The organism is Leptolyngbya sp. NK1-12 (assembly GCF_032598965.1).
Classification (GTDB): domain Bacteria; phylum Cyanobacteriota; class Cyanobacteriia; order Elainellales; family Elainellaceae; genus Elainella.
The window spans coordinates 3,444,935-3,466,167 of the sequence record NZ_CP053586.1 but is presented as its reverse complement, the minus strand read 5'-3'; the positions used below and the strand labels follow the sequence as shown (position 1 = coordinate 3,466,167).

15 protein-coding genes and 1 tRNA gene are annotated in these 21,233 nt (G+C 52.6%); 8 read left to right on the top strand and 8 right to left on the bottom strand.

What is annotated here, in order from left to right:
- Positions 1–80 precede the first annotated feature (80 nt).
- From HJG54_RS14560 to rpmG, 3 genes are all read right to left on the bottom strand, one after another.
- Positions 81–2,123: a ribonuclease catalytic domain-containing protein gene (locus HJG54_RS14560; RefSeq protein WP_316429495.1), complete on the bottom strand. Its 2,043-nt coding sequence runs from the start codon at positions 2,121–2,123 to the stop codon at positions 81–83.
- Positions 2,124–2,263: 140 nt separating this feature from the next.
- The gene (gene rpsR, locus HJG54_RS14555; RefSeq protein ID WP_036006058.1) at positions 2,264–2,479 is read right to left on the bottom strand and encodes a 30S ribosomal protein S18; all 216 of its coding nucleotides are present in this window, start codon (positions 2,477–2,479) and stop codon (positions 2,264–2,266) included.
- Between the two features lie 158 nt (positions 2,480–2,637).
- Positions 2,638–2,826: a 50S ribosomal protein L33 gene (gene rpmG / locus HJG54_RS14550; RefSeq protein ID WP_072009781.1), complete on the bottom strand. Its 189-nt coding sequence runs from the start codon at positions 2,824–2,826 to the stop codon at positions 2,638–2,640.
- A 348-nt stretch (positions 2,827–3,174) separates the two neighbouring features.
- On the opposite strand from rpmG, the gene HJG54_RS14545 reads away from it, so the two are divergent.
- The 6 genes from HJG54_RS14545 (at position 3,175) to HJG54_RS14520 (ending at position 7,326) form a co-directional block, all read left to right on the top strand.
- Positions 3,175–3,247 (top strand) — tRNA-Val (locus HJG54_RS14545).
- A gap of 266 nt (positions 3,248–3,513) precedes the next feature.
- On the top strand, positions 3,514–3,831 hold the full coding sequence (locus tag HJG54_RS14540) for a hypothetical protein (protein WP_316429493.1): 318 nt from the start codon (positions 3,514–3,516) through the stop codon (positions 3,829–3,831).
- An 87-nt stretch (positions 3,832–3,918) separates the two neighbouring features.
- Positions 3,919–4,332 carry an HNH endonuclease gene (locus HJG54_RS14535; RefSeq protein ID WP_316429491.1) on the top strand — a complete coding sequence of 138 codons (414 nt, stop codon included), beginning with the start codon at positions 3,919–3,921 and terminating at the stop codon, positions 4,330–4,332.
- A gap of 15 nt (positions 4,333–4,347) precedes the next feature.
- Positions 4,348–4,887 carry an Eco57I restriction-modification methylase domain-containing protein gene (locus tag HJG54_RS14530; RefSeq protein ID WP_316429489.1) on the top strand — a complete coding sequence of 180 codons (540 nt, stop codon included), beginning with the start codon at positions 4,348–4,350 and terminating at the stop codon, positions 4,885–4,887.
- 820 nt (positions 4,888–5,707) lie between these two features.
- Positions 5,708–6,364 (top strand): Uma2 family endonuclease, encoded by a 657-nt coding sequence (locus HJG54_RS14525; protein WP_316429488.1) that lies wholly within the window; start codon positions 5,708–5,710, stop codon positions 6,362–6,364.
- A 59-nt stretch (positions 6,365–6,423) separates the two neighbouring features.
- Positions 6,424–7,326: an alpha/beta hydrolase gene (locus HJG54_RS14520; protein ID WP_316429487.1), complete on the top strand. Its 903-nt coding sequence runs from the start codon at positions 6,424–6,426 to the stop codon at positions 7,324–7,326.
- A gap of 201 nt (positions 7,327–7,527) precedes the next feature.
- Here HJG54_RS14520 and HJG54_RS14515 read toward each other — a convergent pair whose 3' ends face one another.
- On the bottom strand, positions 7,528–11,070 hold the full coding sequence (locus HJG54_RS14515) for a hypothetical protein (RefSeq protein ID WP_316429485.1): 3,543 nt from the start codon (positions 11,068–11,070) through the stop codon (positions 7,528–7,530).
- A gap of 112 nt (positions 11,071–11,182) precedes the next feature.
- Between HJG54_RS14515 and HJG54_RS14510 the strand changes: the two genes are divergently transcribed.
- Positions 11,183–12,778: a glycoside hydrolase family 57 protein gene (locus tag HJG54_RS14510; RefSeq protein WP_316429483.1), complete on the top strand. Its 1,596-nt coding sequence runs from the start codon at positions 11,183–11,185 to the stop codon at positions 12,776–12,778.
- Positions 12,779–13,068: 290 nt separating this feature from the next.
- On the opposite strand, the gene HJG54_RS14505 is transcribed toward HJG54_RS14510, so the two are convergent.
- Both HJG54_RS14505 and HJG54_RS14500 read right to left on the bottom strand, forming a co-directional pair.
- Positions 13,069–13,443 carry a hypothetical protein gene (locus HJG54_RS14505; RefSeq protein ID WP_036006047.1) on the bottom strand — a complete coding sequence of 125 codons (375 nt, stop codon included), beginning with the start codon at positions 13,441–13,443 and terminating at the stop codon, positions 13,069–13,071.
- A gap of 532 nt (positions 13,444–13,975) precedes the next feature.
- Entirely contained in the window at positions 13,976–15,241 is a 1,266-nt protein-coding gene (locus tag HJG54_RS14500) for a glycosyltransferase family 4 protein (RefSeq protein ID WP_316429482.1), read from the bottom strand.
- 253 nt (positions 15,242–15,494) lie between these two features.
- Between HJG54_RS14500 and HJG54_RS14495 the strand changes: the two genes are divergently transcribed.
- Positions 15,495–18,248: an ATP-binding protein gene (locus HJG54_RS14495; RefSeq protein ID WP_316429481.1), complete on the top strand. Its 2,754-nt coding sequence runs from the start codon at positions 15,495–15,497 to the stop codon at positions 18,246–18,248.
- Positions 18,249–18,391: 143 nt separating this feature from the next.
- Here HJG54_RS14495 and HJG54_RS14490 read toward each other — a convergent pair whose 3' ends face one another.
- Together HJG54_RS14490 and HJG54_RS14485 are read right to left on the bottom strand one after the other, a co-directional pair.
- The gene (locus tag HJG54_RS14490) at positions 18,392–18,544 is read right to left on the bottom strand and encodes a DUF29 family protein (RefSeq protein ID WP_316429480.1); all 153 of its coding nucleotides are present in this window, start codon (positions 18,542–18,544) and stop codon (positions 18,392–18,394) included.
- Between the two features lie 46 nt (positions 18,545–18,590).
- Positions 18,591–21,230, bottom strand: a complete 2,640-nt coding sequence (locus HJG54_RS14485; RefSeq protein ID WP_316429478.1) for a chloride channel protein — start codon at positions 21,228–21,230, stop codon at positions 18,591–18,593.
- Positions 21,231–21,233 lie beyond the last annotated feature (3 nt).

Here is a 21,233-nt window from a genome sequence, read left to right as displayed (position 1 = left end):
TTCAGGACAGTTTCCCTTGTGTTGCCTATGCCTTTAGATAGATTTTTGTCTTGAGATCCTCTCTACCAGAGGTCTATATTTCAGTTGAGGGCAGCCTGCTCGAGCGAGCGAGTCAGCTCTGTGAACTGAATGATGTCCTGGCGCGGATCCACATAGGCTACTTTGATTGCAATCCGCTCACCCAATTCGACTGGGCGGCTAAACCGCATCGCCATTTCTAAGCCCAAGTCTTCTATCAATACCAAGCCAAGATTCTCGTGTTCTCTCAGCCAGCGCAACATCAAAGCATGCCAAACTTCAGTAGAGTGGCGGCGTAAATACTCTAGACTCCAATAGCGGTTAGTTTGCCGTTCCACCAGCGTTGCTTCGTAGGTCGTGTTGCTAACGGCCTGAATCAGCTCTTGGGTGGCTTCTACCGAAAAAGGCAGTGGCTCGCCGCGCAGATGGGCTTTTAGCTGGAAATGGGCTAACAGATCGGCATAGCGCCGGATTGGCGACGTGACCTGAGTGTAGGTATCTAGACCCAAACTCGCATGGCGGCTTGGAGTGATGCTGACTTCACTGCGGGGCATACAGCGACGAATGGCACAGTCTCGGACCGGGCCGGGCTGCAGCTTCAAAAGTTCTTCTTCAGAAGGCAGTTCGGGCTGGGACTGGCCCCGGAAGGGCAACGGCAACTGATGGGCTTCGCCGTAGCGCCCGGCTACTTCTCCAGCCAGGATCATCATTTCGGCTACCATTGTGCGCGCCAACGAGTCATCTAAGACCGAAATGGTAATCTCATCTTCCTCAACTTTGATCGAGGATTCCGGCATATGGATACTAATTGCGCCTTGAGATTGACGCCACCTTGAGCGTCGCTGTGCCGATTGGGCAATCGCCTCTAACTCTGGCTCTGCAGCAATGCCCAACTCCAGCATTTCATCAACATCGTTGTAGGTGAGGCGATAGGTAGGTTTGACCAAGCTGGCCCGAATTTGATAGTCCGCTACGGCTCCATCCGGATCCAGAACTACACCAAAGCTGAGGGCAGTACAAACATTGCCCTGATTCAAGCTCATGGGTCCGGTTGCCAGTTCGGGCGGAAACATCGGCACCATGCCGGTTGGCAAATATAAGGTTGTGCAGCGCCGTCGCGCTTCCAGATCCAACTCATCGCCGGGCGACAACCAACGAGTTGGGTCGGCAATGTGAATCCAGAGTCGCTGCTGGCCATCCGGCAGAAATTCAATACTCAAGCCATCGTCAATTTCGCGAGTGCTTTCGTCATCGACGGTATAGACCTTGAGATGGGTCAAGTCTAGACGCTCGCAGTCGGGATCGGGCGGTGGAGAAATCAGGCGGCGTTGAGCCATGTCTACAACCCTACTAGAAAACTGAGTGGGAATCTGACTGCGCCGCAAGAACACGTTTTCATGAGGATTCCAGAGCTGGAGATCCACCAAAAGCTGAAAAGCGGCTTGAGCGGTCTCCGGTCGGCCTAGGGCAATGAGAGTTTCTAGGGCAGGTCCTCGATGATTGGCCTCATCCCCAAAAACGGCAAATTTCTCCAGCGCTTCCAGACGAGGGCGATCGCTACACTGCCATTCTACCTGTTCTCCTTGAATTGCTTGTTGCACCCGCGTCAGAAAGCCCTGCCATTCCAACAATCTCTGGGCTTCTAAATCGGACTGGTGCTTGAGTTCTGCCACCTGGGCAGCTGGGCGCGGCTCATACCGTTCCCCTTTCTGCTTAAAATACAGCCTATCCTCTGACAGCAAATAATAGGCGGCATAGCAAAGCGCAGGCCGTTGATCCGAGAATAACAATAATGCCATTGCTGCTGGGTCAACCGATTCGCCCTCTTCAATCAGGATTTCCCAGGCTACTTCCAAACTTGCTGGATCGAGGTAGGGCTGAATTTCTTGCCAGAACTGAGCAATCTCTGTTGGCTTGTAAGTCTGGCCCGTGACCATATAGGTGATCTGCCGAGGATGCAGCGTATGGGACTGACCGCGCTCATCCAGAACAACCCAGTGCTTCTTACCTTCTGGTCGATCAACGACTGCTAGGCGACGCTGACGCGACTTGTCCGCTGAACTGTCGCCTTGTAATCGAAATTCAACTAAAGTTCCCTTCTCCATGGAAGTGTGCCAGTTGGGCTAGGGGTAATAGTGAGCGCCAATCATCCAGCGCTAATCTCCGTATCTCGCTGACTCAGTAGCTGCGGAAGCTATGCAGGAGCTATAAGATGCAGTTTGCCCTATCCCACTACCCCATAGCACTATCCTTCGCGATTGATGAAGGGCAATAGGGCCAGAATTCGGGCACGCTTGATAGCCTGAGTCAGATCCCGCTGCTGCTTGGCCGTTAGACCAGTAATCCGGCGAGGCAAAATCTTACCACGTTCAGTAATGAACTTACGCAGTAAATCGACGTCTTTGTAGTCAATCGGTTCACCAGGCTTAATTGGAGATACGCGGCGACGAAAGTAAGTCATGAATCTCGATCCTAGAATCCTACATTAGCAAGTTTTACGAAGTAGTCAGTGGTCGCAGTTGAACAACCGGCAGGCGCAATTTCAGCTCCTTCCTGATGGAAGTGTCTTCAAGTTCGCTCTACTGTTGCCGTAGGCTAAATTGCCGTAGACCAACTGGGCTACTTAATCTCTTTGTGAACAGTGTGCTTATTGCAATGCGGGCAGAACTTCTTCAGCTCTAACCGATTGGTCGTGGTCCGACGGTTCTTAGTGGTGGTGTAGCGCGATACACCAGGAGAACGCTTGTCCGGGTTGGTGCGGCACTCAGTGCACTCTAGCGTGATAATGATCCGGTTGCCCTTAGCCATAGCTCAAAAATTTCAGTTGGCGACAATTAAACACAATCTCCTATTATTTCACACGCTTCCCGAGATCTGCAAGGTTTGTGATGGCCTTCGATCAGAGATAGTCTAGATCGCCACCCAATTGCTGGAGTTGAGCCAAGGTTCGGCTCGCAGGTGCTTTTGCTGAATTGCTGAATGACAGGAATGACAGTATGGATCACCTGCTCATTTTTATGCTTGAGGGACTAGCGTTGGAGATTCCACCCAACACCAGTTGAATTTCTCTATTGAGAGGTGCTGTTTTTTTCAACCAGTGGTGGCAAAGTCTAATTTATCTGCTACCATTGTTAAACGTGCATGATGCACGCTTTCGGGCGGTTAGCTCAGTTGGTAGAGCGCCTGCCTTACAAGCAGGATGTCACTGGTTCGAGTCCAGTACTGCCCATTGATTTCAGAGATGACCGGAAGGTAAGTGGCCGGATTATGGTCGAAACCGGGCGAACACTTGCCCTGATGGTGAGTTACACCTAATCCATTTTGAGGTATTTCCCTGACTTCTTTGGTTCGTCCACTGTCCATGAGGCTACCAATACCCAAAACTTGCTAAATCTTGGCGCACCCTGCCCAACCAGAGACGGCAGCAACAGACTGGTTTGAACTGGTGGATAGGAAAGTAAGATAGTTTGTAGCACTGCTTTGAGGTGGTTTGCAATGGCTGAACTCACAATTCAAATCCCAGACGAATTAGCTCAACGGCTGGAGCCTCTCCGTAACCACCTTCCAGAGTTGTTGAGCCAGCTTCTAGACTCAACCAGTCCATCCTCTGCATCCTTAGCGTTTCCTTCAGAGTTTCGCTCTGCGCTAACCGCCACTTCTAACCTACAAGAAATTCCCCAGGCTTACCTCGAAGTTCTTGACTTCCTTGTGACTCGCCCAACTCCCCAAGATATTGTCGCTTTCAAGGTTTCACCTGAAGCACAAGAACGCCTACGATTGCTCCTAGATAAAACGAGAAGGGACTCTGACTGAATCTGAAATTGCGGAACTGAATGTCTACGAGCAACTTGAGCATCTCATGATCTTGATGAAGGCTCGTGCGATCACTTCGGTAAATTAATGACATCTGCCAAAATTTCTGCTGATTTGCGCCAATTGGTGAGTGAACGCGCTCAAGGACGGTGCGATTATTGCTTTCTCCATCAAAATTTTTCTATTTATACCTATGAGGTAGACCATATCATTGCCCAGAAGCATGGTGGTCCAACAACGGCTGATAACCTGGCTTTGTCCTGCCTCTCTTGCAATCGCCATAAAGGGACAGACATAGCTACATTTGATCCTGCCACTGGCGAAATCACTTTACTCTTCCATCCCCGGAACCAATCCTGGGTAGAGCACTTCAGACTAAATAATGGCAGGAGCGAGGGCATGACACCAGCCGGTCGGGTAACAGCAAAACTCTTGATGTTCAATACACCAACTCGGATTCTAGAACGTCAGCTTCTGATCGCACAAAAACAGTACCCCTGAAGCCGGAACTTAGGTGTGAAGGAAATTAGATTTATTGAAATATTTTTGAACACGATTTGCCCACTGGCAGGAAATTCTATCATTGCTAATCGAGGAATCGATCCCCATGCGTTCAGCTTCGCAGCTGAGTTTCCTCAAGCATTTGCTGATGGTGGATTTGATGTGGTGATTGGGAATCCACCTTATGTCAGGCGCGGTTTTTTATCAGGTAGCATCAAACCTTATCTACAAAGTCATCATGCTGCACACAATAGAGCCGCAGATCTATATGTTTATCTTTATGAGAAAGGTTTGAAGATTCTCAAACCCAATGGAACACTATCCTACATCGTTACAAACAAGTGGTTTAAGTCAGGATATGGCGAATCTTTGGCCATGCTCCTATTTTTGAAGATGTTGATGTATTTCCCTGTATTATCTGGGCACGGAAACCTGAAGGTCAGCAAAGCTCCGAAATCACAAAATCATCTGGTGGAATTCCTGTGCGAGTTTGCCCAATTCCCCATGAAAAACTGGAAGACATTAATCTACCCCAGTACGTTAAAAAGGCTATGAAGTCTCCTGGTCACGCTTGAAGAGATTGTGAGGTTAATTCGACAGCAAGGCTAATGGTTTCTGTGGGTGTATTTACAGTCGTTTCTTTGTCAATAGTCATCCCCCTCTACTTGGCTCCTAGTAGAGGGCTTTTTATTTTATGAAAACAATTAACCTCCAATTGATTAACCTCGGTAGTGTTCACATCAATAAAATCCGAATTTCTCCACAGAGTTTAATCGTTTATTCACCTGATTACTCACCATTGCAAACATCTGTGACATTTTTCAAAATTCAGTGCACCACTCCAAAAATATCAGACTTAGAATCATCTTAACCATCAAGGCTTTGACTTCATTTTGTACGCAGGATTAACCAGATAAATGTCTATTTCAGTATTCAAGAACGGTTTAAAATTTGAGCAGGATATCGAGCAGTTCAAAGCGTATCGTCATGAGGAAACAAGATCGCGTCGATCGCTCAAGGTCAGCTGGAAATGAACCATTGCGAAGGGCACGAGCTTGGGGCAAATCGCGTTACGGTAAAGAGTGAAGGCCCGCGAGCAGAAATGGAGGTAGCCTACTTAGATAACCCACTGTAGAACTATCGCTATCGCAAAATTGAGATAACTGATACAGCAGCGATTAGCCGCTATCCAACAAGACGATTAGCGGAGCAAGAAAACAAGCCAGAAACAGGGGAATAATCTACAGCCTTTTTCAGGCTAGTGAAGTACGAAAAACGGGGTGCAGGGGCAGTGCCCCCACACCCCCACACCTCACATGAGTGAAAAACGCTGTATATTCGTTCGTAATTCTGAACAGCCGTATGAGGTGAGGGAATGACTGCACGACTGAGCGAGCCTTTTTTAGAACCGCCCGTCAGCTTTGATGAATTTATTGCAGGGCTGCCAGAGTCCTCTGAATTTCGCTATGAGCTGCATCAAGGGAGAATCATTGAAATGCCCAAACCGCGAGGCAAACATTCTAAAGTGGCAGGGTTTGCGATCAAAAAGCTGAATAACGCGATCGATGCGGCTCAGCTCCCCTACTTCATCCCTAGAGAATGCATTGTCCGTTCGCGTGACGGCGAATCTGGCTACGAACCGGATGTGATTGTTCTGGATGAACCTGCATTGATCGATGAGCCACAGTGGGAAAGTAGTTCAGTCTTGACGCTCGGCAAATCGATCAAGCTAATTGTAGAAGTGGTTTCGACCAACTGGCGCATCGATTACGCCAAAAAGCTAGCCGACTACGAAGACTTGGGCATTCCTGAATATTGGATTATTGACTATGCGGCTCTGGGAGGGCGACGCTTCATTGGCAACCCCAAACAACCCACTGTCACCATTTGCACTCTGATCGACGCAGAATACGAATTACAGCCCTTTCGGGGCAGGGAACCGATCATTTCGGCCATTTTCCCAGCATTGGGACTGACGGCAGCACAAATCCTGCAAACAGAGGCTGAACAGAGCTTGCAAGCAGAACAATGAGAACAGAATCGCAGGCAACCAGGCAGTAGAATTGGCTCAGACTTTTGCCCAGATTTCCTATGCTTCTTTTCAAATTTTTTCCTCTGCTCCTCGGTTTAGCCACAGCTTTGTATCTGGCAGCCTGCCTACTGCTCTACTTTCGCCAGACCCGGATGATTTTCTTTCCCTCGACGGTGATTGAAACGACGCCTGTGGATTTTGAGATGCCCTATGAGGAAGTCTGGCTGCCCATCGAACAGCAGGGCCGCACAGAGCGAATTCACGGTTGGTGGATGCCAGCTCGCGGTCAAGCAATGGGAGTAGTGCTCTATCTACATGGCAACGGCATCAACATTGGGGCCAATGTCGAGCAGGCGAATCGGTTCCATCAGCTGGATCTGGCGGTCTTTTTGTTTGACTATCGCGGCTATGGACGCAGCGAAGGCGGCTTTCCCAATGAGCAGCAGGTTTATCAAGATGCTGAAACCGCGTGGCGGTATTTGGTGCAAACCCGGCAGATTCCGCCTCAGCGAATCGTGATTTATGGTCATTCGCTGGGAGGTGCGGTTGCAATTAACCTAGCAAGCCAACATCCCGATGCGGCGGGTCTGATCGTGCAAAGCTCTTTTTCCTCGATTCGGCAAATGATCGATTACCAGACGCCCCGCAGCATCTTTCCCACCGATCTGCTGCTGACGCAAAGATTTGACTCGCTTGCTAAAGTGCCATCACTGCAAATGCCAGTGCTCTACATCCACGGCCAAGCCGACGCCCAAGTGCCCGCCTTCATGAGCGAAGCCCTCTATGCCGCCACTCCCGACCCGAAACAGATCTACCTGGTGCCGCAGGCCGGACACAACAATGTTGGCGAGATTGCCGGTCCCGAATATCTAGATGTGGTTCGGGCGTTTGTGCAAAAAAGCGTGGAGCAAAAAGTTTTGAGTTTTGAGTTGCAAGGGGAGGGGGTTGGGTTAACCCAATGATACCAATTCTTAGTTTTGAGTTTTGGCTTCCGGTGAGTCAGCCGAACCGAGTTTTGAATTACGAAAGCTGGATAACGCAACCTGTTGAATGGGGTAATCTGTAGCCCGATTCAAGGGAAATGGAATGATTTGGCAAACCCGTAGCGCGAACCTCTGGTCCATCCGCCGACCGCAGGCTAAGCAAACTTCAAAACTCTAACATCAAGCTTCCCCTTCCTGCTTCTCAGGCCGCTCAACACTGACAGAGGCTGGCAGTTGCTGGGCTGCATTGGTGCCGGTGCCGGTCCAGGAAATCGAGGCGATTGTGACTTTGCCGATGTTGGGGGCAATGGTAAAGGCACTCTTAAACGGAACGGTTTGTTTGGGATCGAGTTTGCTGAAGTTAAGTTTGCCGCTGGCCTCAGTAGTGGCTTCGTTGTCTGGATTGTCGGTTGCACTGCTGCTGTAGGCCACATCCACAGCCGCAATCGGTTGCTCAGTGTGGTTAGTAATGCAGCCAACAAGGGGGCTGGCCTTGGTTTGATCAGCGGTTGGATCAAACTGCACCTTGCTCAGCTCGATTGGCTGGGAATCTGGCGTGGAGGCAACCGGACTACAGCTAATGGCGGCTTGAGCGGCGGCGGGAGTTCGGATATTAGCAGATCCGAGGGGGACGGCAGCCACAATCGGCTGTTTGGCTTTTTGCTGCGCCACGGTTAGATAGGAGCGGTATTCAGCTAGCTTCTGCTGTGCGGCTGGGTAGCTGGAACTAGAAGCTGGAACCGACTGCAGCAGATCGATGGCCTGTTGCCACTTGCTAGCCACCAACCGCCAGTCATCAACCGACTGAGCTGCCTGAGAAAGCGTTACTGCCGTAGCACCCCGCTCAAAGGCCAGTTTCAACGCATTGGCTGGGTCGTTAGCCGGGTTATTGGCAGTAGGTGAGGCAGGGTTGGCTGAGCTTGGAGAGGTTGGTGCAGCGGGAGCAGTCGGCTCGGCGGCGGGCGGTTCGGGTGGGTCAGAGGTAGGCGGCGGGTTCAATGGCGTTCTCACCCTTGACCAAAAGACAAAAAATCCAATGGCGGCAAACAGGACGCAAACAAGTCCCAGCACCAGCGGAAATAGCCAAGGAGGTCCCGAGGATTCGGCGGCGGGCTGGGGTTGGCCCGACTGAGGCTGAGGCGGTAAAGGAGGTGGCGTGTATTCCTCAGCAGGGGTGCTGTCTTCGATAATGTAGTCGGCTTCAGACTCATCAACATCCAGATTCAGCGGCTCTTGCCCATCGGTGTCGGGCTGGTAGAACTCGGGCGGCAGGGGTTCGTCAAAGTCGGCCCGAAACTCGCCCAAGCCGGCTTCTAGGGTTTCTTGGCTCAGGTCGGGCAGAGGAACAGGCACTACCGATTGGTCTGAGGACAGGTTAATCGGTTCTACGGTCTCTGAATTCCCTTCAGTTGCAGACGGTTCTGCAAACAGCTCTTCTGGGAAGTCAGTGGGTTGGGAAGCTTCAGCCAGCCAGTCGGCAGGTGGCTCAACGGCGGTGCCTTCGGGGGTGGCGCTCAACAGTTCGGCAAGTTCCGCATCGGGCGAGTCGGGCAAATCGAGCCTCAGATCGGCGAAATCATTGGACTCTAGAGCAGAACTATTGATTGTGTCGAGTTCTGTGCCGAGTTCAGGGTTAAATTCGGCATTCACTTCGGTAAATTCAGGGCTGGAGGTAGTCAGGTCCAGGGCAGCCAGTTCGGATTCCAGCGATGGTAATTCGGTAGATGGGTCAGGGATGGATTGGTCAAGCATACTGGCTTCTGGATCCGCAGGTGCGGCTGGGAAATCTAGCGAACCAGTGCTGACAGCCTCTGTAGATTGGGGCGGCAGAGAGGGTTCTGTAGCCTCCGGGGGAAATTCGTCTTGCCAGTCCAGCAGAAAGTCCGGCGGGATTTCCTCAACCTCGACCTCCGAGTCGGCAAACTCGCCGGACCAGGCGAAATCGCTTGGCTGCGGTGGCTCCACCTGCGGCGGAACATCCGATGCAGCCGTCTGAGCTGAAAAATCGGGGGAACCAGGGCGCGGATCCAAAGAGAAGTCGGCGGCGGTTAGATCGCTAGCTGGAATGTCAGTGGGTGCAGCAGCTTCTTCGGCAGATTCGGTATTTTGCCAGGGCTGCCAGGGTTGCCAGGGTGTCGGCTCTTGGTCAGAGAAATCGGCAGTAGCGTTCGAGTCGATCGGTTCAGCGGTTGGTTCAGCAATCGGTTCACTGATGGCAAAATCAGCGGTTGGTTCAGCCAGAGGCTCGGTGATCTCAGAGGACTGCGACCATTCAGGTGGAGATCCAGTACTCTCGCTGGTCGGCTCCCAGGTCTCTGGCTGGAAGGTCGGTTCCGACTCCGATGGAGGCTCTGCCGTCAGCGGTGTTTCTTCCAGGACTAGCTCCAGTTCGGGGGATGGCTGCCGCAAAAAGTCAGGCAGGAGTTCTTCGGTCTCGGTAGCGGGTGCAGCAGGCGGCTGCTCTGGCATACCCAAAACCACATCCTCGGTGCCTTCCATCCAGGGATCGCGCTCTGTCAGTTCATCAAAGCTGGGCGTCGCTGACTCAGTTGGTCCGCTCACCAGAGCTTGCAGCAAGTCTTCTCCCGCTGCAGGCGGCTGTTCAGACAGTAGCTCTTCGGTGAACAGCTCTGCTTCACCAGTTGGTTCGGCAGCAAACAAATCGTCAATCTGGCTGTTGAGCAGTGAATTGTCAAGCGAAGGCGGCATATCGGCAGCGGGCAGCGGGTCAGACGACTGACTCAGAAACGTCGAGGTGATTTCATCTGTCGGCAGGCTGGAGCGAGAGGCTGTTTCACTGTCGTCGAATAGGGTTGAAAAATCGGCTGAATTGCTCAAGTCAAGGGTTTGGGCATCGGGCGCTGCTTCATCTAGAAAGTCGAGCAGGTCAGCATCGGGTTCACCGGCTGGAGTCACGCTCCCTTGATCAGAAAAATCGGCAGAATCCGTCCATAGCTCCGAGCTATTTGAGCGATCAGACCAATCATTCTGGGGTGTTTCAGCCAGCAGGGCTTGAAAGTCTGCTTCATGGGGGGCAGGAGAGGATTCGTCTGCGAATACCGATAGATCTTGAGTTGCTTCTGACGGATAGGTTTCCCCTTGGCTAGAAAAATCAGTGTCCGGTGTACCCGACAGTTCGTTGAGGAAATCGATCAACCCTTCGTCGTTGGACGGTTCGCCATTGGGTGGCTCGGCTAGTTCGGTCGTTGATTCGGCGTCGGTGCTGAGTAGTTCCTGGAGAAAATCGGGTGTTTCTTCGGTGGATTGTTCGGCCCAGAGCGCCCCCAGCTCGTTCATCTGGTCGGTAGCAGGGGGGCCGCTATCCAGCCTGGTTTCCAGGGGCATCTCGGTAGGATACTCAGCCGTGGTGCTTGTAGCAGCGGTTTCTGGTTGAATGTTTAATGAAGCGGCATCGGGGAGTGGTTGCGAAGGTTCTAGCTGCAATTCCTGCATCCAGGCCGGATACCCAGATCCAATTTGCTGACCCAAAATCCGAATCGACCGAATCGACTGAATATCCAGATTCGCTATGCCTTTCTGGACAAATGCCGTCAACGCTTGGCGATTGGGAATGCGCTCTGCTTCCAACACCACTTCCAAACTATCGCCCTGCCGTGCCACCACCGCCCGCATTCCCCTTGACTGCAGCGATTGATTCATCAGGGTTTCAATGGCTTGCGGATCGCCCAGCTTAGCTTGCTCTATCAAATTGGAGTCTGTCATAGCTCAATATGGATGCACAAATCGATTTGCTTAATTTTTGCTTTACAATCTTGGCAGCGGACGTGATCCCGTTCAGCATTTGCCCATTTCAGCTCTCTAACTCCACCAGCTTATGAGTATTGGATATCTCGCTCTGGTTTTACATGCCCATCTGCCCTTTGTCCGGCATCCAGAAAGTGACTATGTCTTAGAAGAAGAGTGGTTGTTTGAGGCAATTACCGAAACCTACATCCCGCTGCTGCAAATTTTTGAGGGCTTCCGGCGAGATGGCATCGATTTCAAAATCACAATGAGTATGACACCGCCCTTGGTGTCGATGCTGAGAGATCCGCTGTTACAGGAACGGTACGATAAGCACCTGGCTCAGTTAGAAGAGCTCACCCAGAAAGAAATTGACCGCAATATCCATAATGGCCACCTCCGGTACCTCGCTGAATTTTATGCCACTGAGTTTAACAAGGTTAGGCAAACATGGGAGCACTATCAGGGCGATTTGGTGTCTGCTTTTAAACAATTTTTAGATAGTAATAATCTGGAAATTATTACCTGCGGCGCTACCCACGGCTATTTGCCTCTGATGAAAATGTATCCTCAGGCGGTGTGGGCGCAGTTGAGAGTCGCCTATGAGCATTACGCCGAAACCTTTGGCCGCCCGCCCAGCGGTATCTGGCTGCCCGAATGCGCCTACTACGATGGCCTGGAGCGAATGGTGGCCGATGTGGGCCTGCGCTACTTCCTCACCGATGGGCACGGCATTCTCTATGCCCGTCCGCGTCCTCGCTTTGGCACCTATGCGCCGATTTTTACCGAGTCGGGTGTGGCCGTGTTTGGCCGCGATCAGGAGTCGTCGCAGCAGGTGTGGTCGTCGGAAGTGGGCTATCCGGGTGCGCCGGAGTACCGGGAGTTCTACCGGGATCTGGGCTGGGATGCGGACTATGAGTACATCAAGCCCTACGTTATGCCCAACGGCCAGCGCAAGAATACCGGCATCAAGTATCACAAGATCACCGGACGCGGCCTGGGCCTGAGCGACAAGGCAGAATACGACCCCTACTGGGCCAAAGAGAAGGCAGCAGAGCACGCGGGCAACTTTATGTATAACCGCGAGCGCCAGATCGAGCACCTCTATAGCATCATGCAGCGTCCGCCGATTGTGGTGTCTCCTTACGATGCCGAACTGTTTGGCCACTGGTGGTATGAAGGACCTTGGTTTATTGACTACCTGTTCCGCAAAACCTGGTTCGACCAAAGCACCTACGAAATGACCCATCTGGCCGATTACCTGAAAAAGCACCCGACGCAGCAGGTTTGCCGTCCGGCTCAGTCAAGCTGGGGCTTCCGAGGCTTCCACGAGTATTGGCTGAACGAAACCAACGCCTGGATCTATCCCCACCTGCACAAAGCTGCCGAGCGAATGATCAACCTATCGCGTCGCGAACCGAGCGATGAATTAGAAACCCGTGCCCTGAATCAAGCGGCTCGTGAGCTGCTGCTGGCCCAATCTTCCGACTGGGCGTTTATTATGCGCACTGGCACCATGGTGCCCTATGCGGTCCGCCGCACCCGCTCCCACCTGATGCGGTTTAACAAGCTCTGGGAAGACATCCTGCAAGCCAAGATCGACTCAGGTTGGCTGCAAAAGGTAGAAGCGATCGACAATATTTTCCCAAATATCAACTACCGGGTGTATCGTCCGTTAGGAAATTGAGGGCTGGATAAACTCTTGATGGGCTTGTTAAGAGCTTGTTTGTAAATAAAGATTGAGATCCCCCTAAATCCCCCTTAAAAAGGGGGACTTCAGAGATTTAACTCGGTTCCCTCCTTATTTAAGGAGGGTTAGGGAGGATCAGATGTGAAGTCGATTCTAGCCTCTTAAAATTCATTTACAAACAGTCTCTAATGTGCTTGGGGACTCCAATCCCCTCTGCAGCACAGCCAAGAGTCCCGTCTGCGCATAGCAACGCTCAAACTCCTGGCCAGTCAGCCGATCGCCAGTTTTTAATCTTCGATCTGCTTCACCGTCACATCAATCGCATCCACATCCACGGTTCCGGGTGGGGTGAGGCGATGGAAGTGCTTGTGTTCCACTTTGAGCGGCTCGCTACAGCTAGGGCAACGCAGCTGGGTGTTGTTGATCCCTGCCGACTCATAGCCGCAGACTGGGCAGCGGTCGATGACCAGATTGCGCTTCAGCCACCAGCGAAAGCCTAGAAAGGCAACCACAGGCATCAGCAAAATAATTCCAATCAACACGAAAACCGATTTAACCAGCCAGCCTAAGCCAATCGAGCTGAGCAACCACACGATTGCTAGGAGGGTCAACCAGAAGCCAAACCCTGAAATTTGAATGCTTCTAAAGCTGTTTTGATTCACCTGTTACCCTCCTAGACAAACGGATAATCTTATACGGCCGATTGTTTTCTGACTGATTTCTGATCTGACTGTTTTTCTGATTGTTTTATTGTGTCACTCGAACACTCTGACCCGAATTGCGTTATCTGGATTCGCCACTCAGATTGTGTCACTCGATTGCTTCTCACCCATCTACCGGCTGAAGGAATCGGTTAGCTGCCATTCAAGCCGTCGCTGGAAGAAGGTTGTCTGTTGGCAATGGGTGCCATGCTTGTACAACCGTCACTTACCTACTTAAGAAAACAGTTTGCTACTGATTGAGCTGCTTTCTAAAGATAGCTTCAACTTCTGCTTCAGGATTCGCCAGACTAACTAAAAGGATAGGGGTGGCGGTTCGCCCAATTATGACGGCTAATCACGACCTCTAGTGCAGGCGATATCTGCTTGTCTTCGAGTGGGCAAGTCAGAACCTCCTGATATGTAAAATCGTAGCCGATCTCAAGGGAGCCGAGATAGGCGGATGACGAATGCTGCTGGGCGGATAACCGTCTTATTAGCTAACTCTCAACAAGGACTGAAACTGTTGGGCAAACGCCGCCTTGCCGAATAGGGCGATGGCCTGTTCCCGCAACCAGATGCCATCACAGCGTTGGTCGTAGGGTTGGCCCTGTTCGCGTTTGCCAATCTCTTGCAGGATCGTAATACAAGCCGTTGCTACTGCTTCCGGATCACGATGGGGCACCCGCCAGCCCAGCCTACCGTCCTGCAGCGGATCAGCAGAACCATCAGCATCGCCCGACAGCACCGGAACGCCACAGGCCATCGCTTCTAGATAGACAATCCCAAACCCCTCCTGCGACGGCATCACATAGGCATCGGCTAGGCGATAGTGCTCGACTAGGTCAGCCGTGGGTACAAATCCGGCAAACACAACGCGCTCGGCCACACCCAACTCGGCAGCAAGCTTGGCTAAACGCGGCTGATCGTCTCCCCGCCCGATGACCAGATATTTGACGTTGGGAATTGCTTGCAGAATTTGCGGCAGGGCACGAATGGTGACATCCACACCTTTGTAAATATCGCCCGACCAGAGGCGCGCCACGGTCATCAGTACCTTGTGATCTGCTAAACCGTATTTGCTGATTAACTCTGGCGATTTCGCGCCGGGCGTAAAAGCATCACCATCGATTGCACAGGGCAAAAACTGCACTTTTTGCGGATCGAGCTGATTGGCAGTACAGGCTTGATCGCGGCTGTAGCGGCTAATCGTCCAGAGGCAATCGGCCTGTTGCAGCGCCCGCCGATATGGGGACGGTACAGGCTGCCAGACTTCTTTGCCATAGGTGAGGACCGTGTAGGGAATGCCCAGCGGTTTACACAACAGCCAGACCATGGGGGCCAGATTGACATGGCCGCAGAACACCTGCTGGGGTTTGTAGCGCACCAAATAGGTGAATAACGCCTTGGCAAAGCGCATCCGGCCCAAGCGAGGCGAGCCGGTTTTGAAGTAGTGAAACTGCAACGAGTCGGAAGCAAACGGATGCTCGGCTTGACTGTCGCGCAGCAAGAACACATCGGCTTTAGGCAGATTGTCCAACGCCAAATAGCTGCGAAAAATATCTTGGACGTAGGATTGAATCCCACCTTCGCGTCCCAAAATTTCTAGAAACAAAAACAGGTAGGGCGCTTTAGTCGAAGTTGATGGATGAGCCGATGGCAATGAGTTCTCGGAAGGAAATGATGAGGAGTGCATGGGGTCGGTAAATTGAGCTAGAGAGGAGAGCAGGCTCTCACTCGGTTTGCTCCAGTCAGTATTCACCGCTGTTGGGTAAAAGTCTCATTGCTAAAGCGATTTGGTGAACACTTTCCTGACTATCAGTCGTAACCGATTTAAGCCAGAAGTGTGTTTATAATCCAAAAGTGCATCTTTGAAAGATAAGTGTTTTGGGCCGGCCAACCACTTTGCTGCCAATGCAGATGAAATAGCCAGTATCGTTTTTACAGGTCACTCCCCAAGCATGGATTTTTCTCTTGAGCCTCTCCAAAGCTCTGCTTCAGAGACCATTAATTTAATGGCAGCTCCGTTGACCGCCGATCATCCGTCAATAGCCGATCAGTACGAACCGATTCACCAGATTGGGCAAATCCAGCCTCACGGAGTGCTCTTAGTTTTGCAAAGTTCAGAGCTGAGAATCCTTCAAGCTAGCCAAAATACGCAGGACTATTTGGGACTGTCTCCAGAGCAATTACTAGGCCAACCCTTCGCAGCAATCGTGACGGACTCAACGATTGAGCATCTGGCCAATGCCCTAGCCCCAGAGACCGGAGAGGCTGGCAATTCCTTTCCTGTTAGCTTGGCTGGCAGACAAGGCTCTAAGCAACCTGGTCCGGCCCCAACGTTTATGGCTTCTGCCCATCGTGTCAACGGGATGCTGATTGTCGAAATGGAGCCAATCGCAACCCCTGAAAACTTCCAGGGTACTCAGTTTTATGGGCGCTTAAACCATATCCTTGCCGCTATCAGGCGGGCACCTACACTGGCCGATCTGTTGCAACAAGGCGCAACGGCAGTTCGCAATCTCACCCACTTCGATCGAGTCATGGTTTATCGGTTTGATCATGACTACAGCGGTGTAGTGGTCGCAGAAAGTTTACGTCCCGGACTAGAGAGCTATTTGGGGCTGCATTATCCAGCGGTTGATATTCCACCCAAAGCTAGGAAACTGTTCACTAGGCGTTGGCTGCGCCTAATTCCTGATGTGAACTATCGGCCTGTTGGCCTGGTATCGCTTGATGCAACTAGCGAATCACGAGAAGCCTGGGCATCCCCGTTGGATTTGAGCCAATCAGAGTTGCGGGGCGTTTCTCCCTGTCATTTGGAATATCTCCGCAACATGGACGTTGCCGCATCGATGACGATTCCCTTGATCGATCAAGACCAACTGTGGGGCTTGATTGCTTGCCACCACTACACGCCTAAACTAGCCGAGTATGAGGTGCGGAGGATCTGTGAATTGATGGGACCATTGATGTCGGTGGAGCTGCTGTTGCGACAAGAGCGAGAGTTGCAGAGCTACCGCGAGCAGATCCGGCAGATCGAAGAGGACTTTAGACGGCAGCTAGCCCATTCACCCAGCCAGATCAAAACCGTGCTCAAACGCAGTCAAGATATTTTGCTGGACCTGATACGGGCACAAGGGGTAGCCATCGTTTTGGATCAGGTGATTGTGCTGGGAGGCCAAACTCCCACGAAAGAACAAATCCGCCATTTACTGAATTGGCTACAAACCCGTGAAACGAGCGAAGTGTTCTTTACCGATATTCTGGTTGACCATTACCCAGAAGCCGCCCGTTTCCGCCACAGGCCGAGTGGTATCTTAGCGATTTCTGTGAGCACCAACCAAGCCTCCTACCACATCATCTGGTTCCGTCCTGAACAAAGCTATACCGTCAACTGGGGCGGCAATCCGCGCGAGGCCATTTCCCTCACTCCCGACGGTACGGTGCGTCTCTCACCGAGAAGCTCCTTCGCGCTCTGGAAAGAACTGGTCAGCCACCGCTCACTGCCCTGGAAGGTGCTGGAGATCGAGGCAGCCAGAGAGTTACGGCACAGCCTATCGATTGCAGCCCTAGAATCGTCTCAGATCGCTTTGCAAGCTGCCGCTGCGCTGGCCGAAAAGGCAAATCAGGCTAAGAGTGAGTTTCTGGCCAACATGAGCCATGAAATCCGCACGCCGATGAATGCCATCCTGGGCTTTACGCAGCTATTGGAGACGACATCACTAGATTCTGAGCAGCAGGGGTTTGTGCAGTCCATCGCGCATGGAGGCGAAAGTTTACTGGCAATCATCAACGATATTCTGGATTTGTCCAAATTAGAGGCAGGAGAACTCAAGTTGGACACCGTCGAATTTTCGCTGCGAGGCATGATCACCGATCTAGTCTCCCTGTTTCAGCCGCAGGCCCAGTCAAAAGGGCTATTGCTGGAAGCATCGATCACACCAGATGTGCCCAATCGGCTGTTGGGTCCAGTCGATCGATTGCGGCAGGTTCTCACAAATCTGATCAGCAATGCGATTAAATTCACGGCCACTGGAACCGTGCGGCTCACCATTAAACGTTGGGAGGAGTCCGATGACGATTCAATCATCAAACTGCATTTTCAGGTTCAAGATACAGGCATTGGTCTGGCTCCAGCGGACCAGGCCAGAATTTTTGAACCCTTCACTCAGGTGGAAACCTCTGCAACTCGCCAGTACGAAGGCACCGGGTTGGGGTTAACCATTTGCCGTAAAATTGTCCGGCTGATGGGGGGAGACATTGGCGTTGAGAGTGCTCTGGGGAAAGGAGCTACCTTCTGGTTTACAGCATCGTTGGAATCGCTGCAATCTCAGCTAACCCCAGCTTTGCACTCGACTGCATCCGATTGCACAGTCGTACCGTCAACGGCTCGCATTTTGTTGGTAGAAGATACGCCGCTGAATCAAAAACTGATGCTGCAAATGTTGAAGCGATTGGGATATGAGGCTGATGCGGTGAGTGATGGGCAGCAGGCGCTCGATCAACTGGATACGCGCACCTACGATATTGTGCTGATGGACTGTCAGATGCCCGTTCTGGATGGCTACGAGGCAACGCGGCAGCTACGAATCCAAGAAAGTCAGCGCTCACAGCAAGGCCAGCCTCATCGAACTACCGTGATCGGGGTAACGGCCTACGCTATGGTGGGGGACCAGGAAAAGTGCTTGGCGGCGGGCATGGATGACTATCTGAGCAAACCCATCAAGCTAAACGATCTCAAGAGCCTTTTAGAACGCTGGCTTTAGAGGTTGTTTGTAAACAAAGATTGAGATCCCCCTAAATCCCCCTTTTTAAGGGGGACTTCAGAGATTTGACTCGGTTCCCTCCTTAAATAAGGAGGGTTAGGGAGGATCAGATGGGAAGTCGATTCTAGCCTCTTAAAATTCATTTACAAACAGTCTCTTAGAAAATTAACCCAGGCAAAATGATCCACATCTAATTCCGTCCAGCGCTCGCTTTTGAGCAAGTCTACCTGCTGCTGAGTCCACAGCCAAAAGTCCTGATCGTAGGTTGTTGCATCTGCCGAGTTGAATGACCCCATGCAGCCATCTCCTGCTGAGAGCACAGTTCAGACTATAACTATCAGCTTAGTCGGTTGGAGTCGTGATGGCATCGCGTACCAGAATCACACTACACCGGCTGTCTCGCGTGATCGCCTCTGGAATGTTCCCTTTAATCACCTGCTGCAACAAGCCTTCCCGGCTAGCCCCTAGCATGATCACATCACAATTTTGCTGGGCCGCCACCTGAAGCACCGCCTCTGGTACCGAGTTTCCCCAAGCCGGACAAACCCCAACCGGACAGTTGAGATGGGTTTCTAAATCAGCGATGACCGCATGCAGATGGGCCAGTTCTTCTGCCTTGGGTCGCTGCTCAAATACCTGACACACCTTCACCTTGGATTCCTGTCCCAGTTTGACCAAAGCGGGCAACAGCCGCAGCGCTTCTTGGGCATTGGGGCCACCGGCTATTGGGATTAGCCAGTGGTTAAAGCGAACTGGTTCTTGCAATTTCACCAGCATCACTTCACAGGCGGCCTGACGAATCACCGTGTCTACAATATTGCCGAAGATGCGTCCGGGTGTGCTGGTCGAGCCTTTCCAGCCCATTAGAATCAGATCAATATGGCGTTCTTTGATGGTTTCCAGAATGGCATAGGCCGGGTCATGCGCCACGCGAATTTGGGTGTGTACCGGAATGTCATAGCGCTGGCCTAACTGCTCGGCCTGTTTTAGCAAGCGGCGGCTTTTGGTGGTGCGGACTGGGGCTTCGGCGGGCGATTGGCTGCGGGGAATCGAAATTACCTGGAGGCATTCCAGTTCGTAATGGCGTTCGCGGGCAATGACGGCGGCTAGTTGGAGCAGGATCGGGGCGGTTTCGGGATTGCTGAGGGGCACGAGCAGGCGTCCGGTGCCGGTGGCGGGAGCGCGCGTTTGGTAGACGAGATAGGAGGGTTCGGGGCGCGGTCCAAACGGTTTGGCTCCACCGTTGACTTGATCGGCCTCAGCGCGAATGATATCGGCGCGGGTGATGATGCCCACTAGCTTGTGCCCTTCGGTAACGGGGAGACGACTGAGGTTGAAGCGATTCAGCAAATACAGCACCTGCGTCAGGGGATCGTCGGGGCTGACGGTAACGGGCTGGGGCGTCATAATATCGGCCAACGTTACCGATTCAGCCTTGGCCGGACGCCGCGACATATCCGCTAGATCGGTTTGGGTGACAATGCCCACCAGTTTGCCCTCATCCACAACCGGAAAGCCGCGATGGTGCGAGCGGGAAAAGGCTTGAATTGCTTCCTCTAGCGTCATCGAGCTAGCCAGGGTTTCCACCCGTCGCTGCATCAGATCGGCTGCCGTCAGTTCGCTCCAGGGGCCGGCGCTCGCCATTGGTTTTTCCAGATGAATGCCGTTCCAGGCCAGCAGGCGCGTGTAGATCGAACCGCTTGCCACCCGGTCGCTGATCAGATAGGCCACGACTGAACCAATCATCAAGGGCAGCACCAGATTGAAGTCCATTGTGATCTCGAAAACAATCACGATTGCCGTAATTGGGCCTCTGGTGACAGCGCTAAAGAACGCCCCCATGCCAGCCAGCGCATAGGTAGTAGGAGCACTCACCCCAGCCGGGACTCCTAGCGGCATGCCAACCCAGAGTTCTAGCAGGGTTGCTGCAACCCCCACCACATGACCAAGCGCTGCCCCCAACAGTAGCGCCGGAGCGAACAGACCGCCCGGTGCCCCTGCGCCATAGGCAATCAGCGTCAGCAGAAACTTGACCGCAAACGCCAGCAGGGTAAACAGCAACGTGGCGCTGCCCATACTGACGAACTCCTGCAAACCAGTGTTGTCCCGAAACGAATCGGGCAGTAGAATCACCACCAGACCAGACACCAGCCCCGCCAACCCAACTTTCCAGGGCAGCCGCCAGCGCAACACTCGTCGATAAAAGGCCAGGCTGACAAACAATCCCTGGCTAAATACAGCTCCCAGCGAACCCGCCAGCAGTCCCAGAATCAAAAAAAACGGCACATCTTGCAGCGAAAAGTTCACTACCGAATCGGTCATGGCTGGATTCAGGCTGAGGCCCTGTCCGCCCAACAGCCGCGACACCACCGCACCAATAAACGAAGCCAAAATCGCCGTGCCTAAAGTGAGACCCGAAAAGTCTTGCAAAAACTCTTCGACAACAAACAAAACGCCGGCAATTGGCGCATTAAATCCGGCGGCCAACCCAGCGGCAGCCCCAGCCGCAATCAACTGACGGCGATATTCCGGCGAGGTGGGCAGCCACTGACTCAATTGTCCGGCCAGGGCAGCGCCTACCTGCACGGTTGGACCTTGGCGTCCCAGCGCTAACCCCGATCCCAGCGCGATCATGACGCTGAACATTTTGACAATCGCTACCCGCAGATTCAGAGCAATGGGCACATTCGCTAGGGCCGCTTTGACTTGAGGAATGCCGCTGCCCGCCGCTTCGGGAGCCAACCGCTCGATTAACCAGCCCGACAGCACCCCGCCCACCAGCCCAATCAACGGCAGCACAACCCAGGCCGGCATCTGATGCGAGAGCTGCACCCGCCAACCGCCCAGCCAGCCAATTCCCTGCTTTAACAGCACGGCTGCCAGTCCTGAGACAATTCCAATCACGCAGGCTTCAAAGATGGCAAACCGCTTCGAGCCAACCCAGAGATGGCGATAGCGCGCAGGCAGAGAAAAGCGCCACATGAA

Excerpts from the sequence above, each read along its gene's own strand:
- HJG54_RS14560 (WP_316429495.1), bottom strand. The coding sequence starts at position 2,123 with ATGGAGAAGGGAACTTTAGTTGAATTTCGATTACAAGGCGACAGTTCA.
- rpsR (WP_036006058.1), bottom strand. The coding sequence starts at position 2,479 with ATGACTTACTTTCGTCGCCGCGTATCTCCAATTAAGCCTGGTGAACCG.
- rpmG (WP_072009781.1), bottom strand. The coding sequence starts at position 2,826 with ATGGCTAAGGGCAACCGGATCATTATCACGCTAGAGTGCACTGAGTGC.
- HJG54_RS14540 (WP_316429493.1), top strand. The coding sequence starts at position 3,514 with ATGGCTGAACTCACAATTCAAATCCCAGACGAATTAGCTCAACGGCTG.
- HJG54_RS14535 (WP_316429491.1), top strand. The coding sequence starts at position 3,919 with ATGACATCTGCCAAAATTTCTGCTGATTTGCGCCAATTGGTGAGTGAA.
- HJG54_RS14525 (WP_316429488.1), top strand. The coding sequence starts at position 5,708 with ATGACTGCACGACTGAGCGAGCCTTTTTTAGAACCGCCCGTCAGCTTT.
- HJG54_RS14520 (WP_316429487.1), top strand. The coding sequence starts at position 6,424 with ATGCTTCTTTTCAAATTTTTTCCTCTGCTCCTCGGTTTAGCCACAGCT.
- HJG54_RS14515 (WP_316429485.1), bottom strand. The coding sequence starts at position 11,070 with ATGACAGACTCCAATTTGATAGAGCAAGCTAAGCTGGGCGATCCGCAA.
- HJG54_RS14510 (WP_316429483.1), top strand. The coding sequence starts at position 11,183 with ATGAGTATTGGATATCTCGCTCTGGTTTTACATGCCCATCTGCCCTTT.
- HJG54_RS14495 (WP_316429481.1), top strand. The coding sequence starts at position 15,495 with ATGGCAGCTCCGTTGACCGCCGATCATCCGTCAATAGCCGATCAGTAC.
- HJG54_RS14490 (WP_316429480.1), bottom strand. The coding sequence starts at position 18,544 with ATGGGGTCATTCAACTCGGCAGATGCAACAACCTACGATCAGGACTTT.
- HJG54_RS14485 (WP_316429478.1), bottom strand. The coding sequence starts at position 21,230 with ATGTGGCGCTTTTCTCTGCCTGCGCGCTATCGCCATCTCTGGGTTGGC.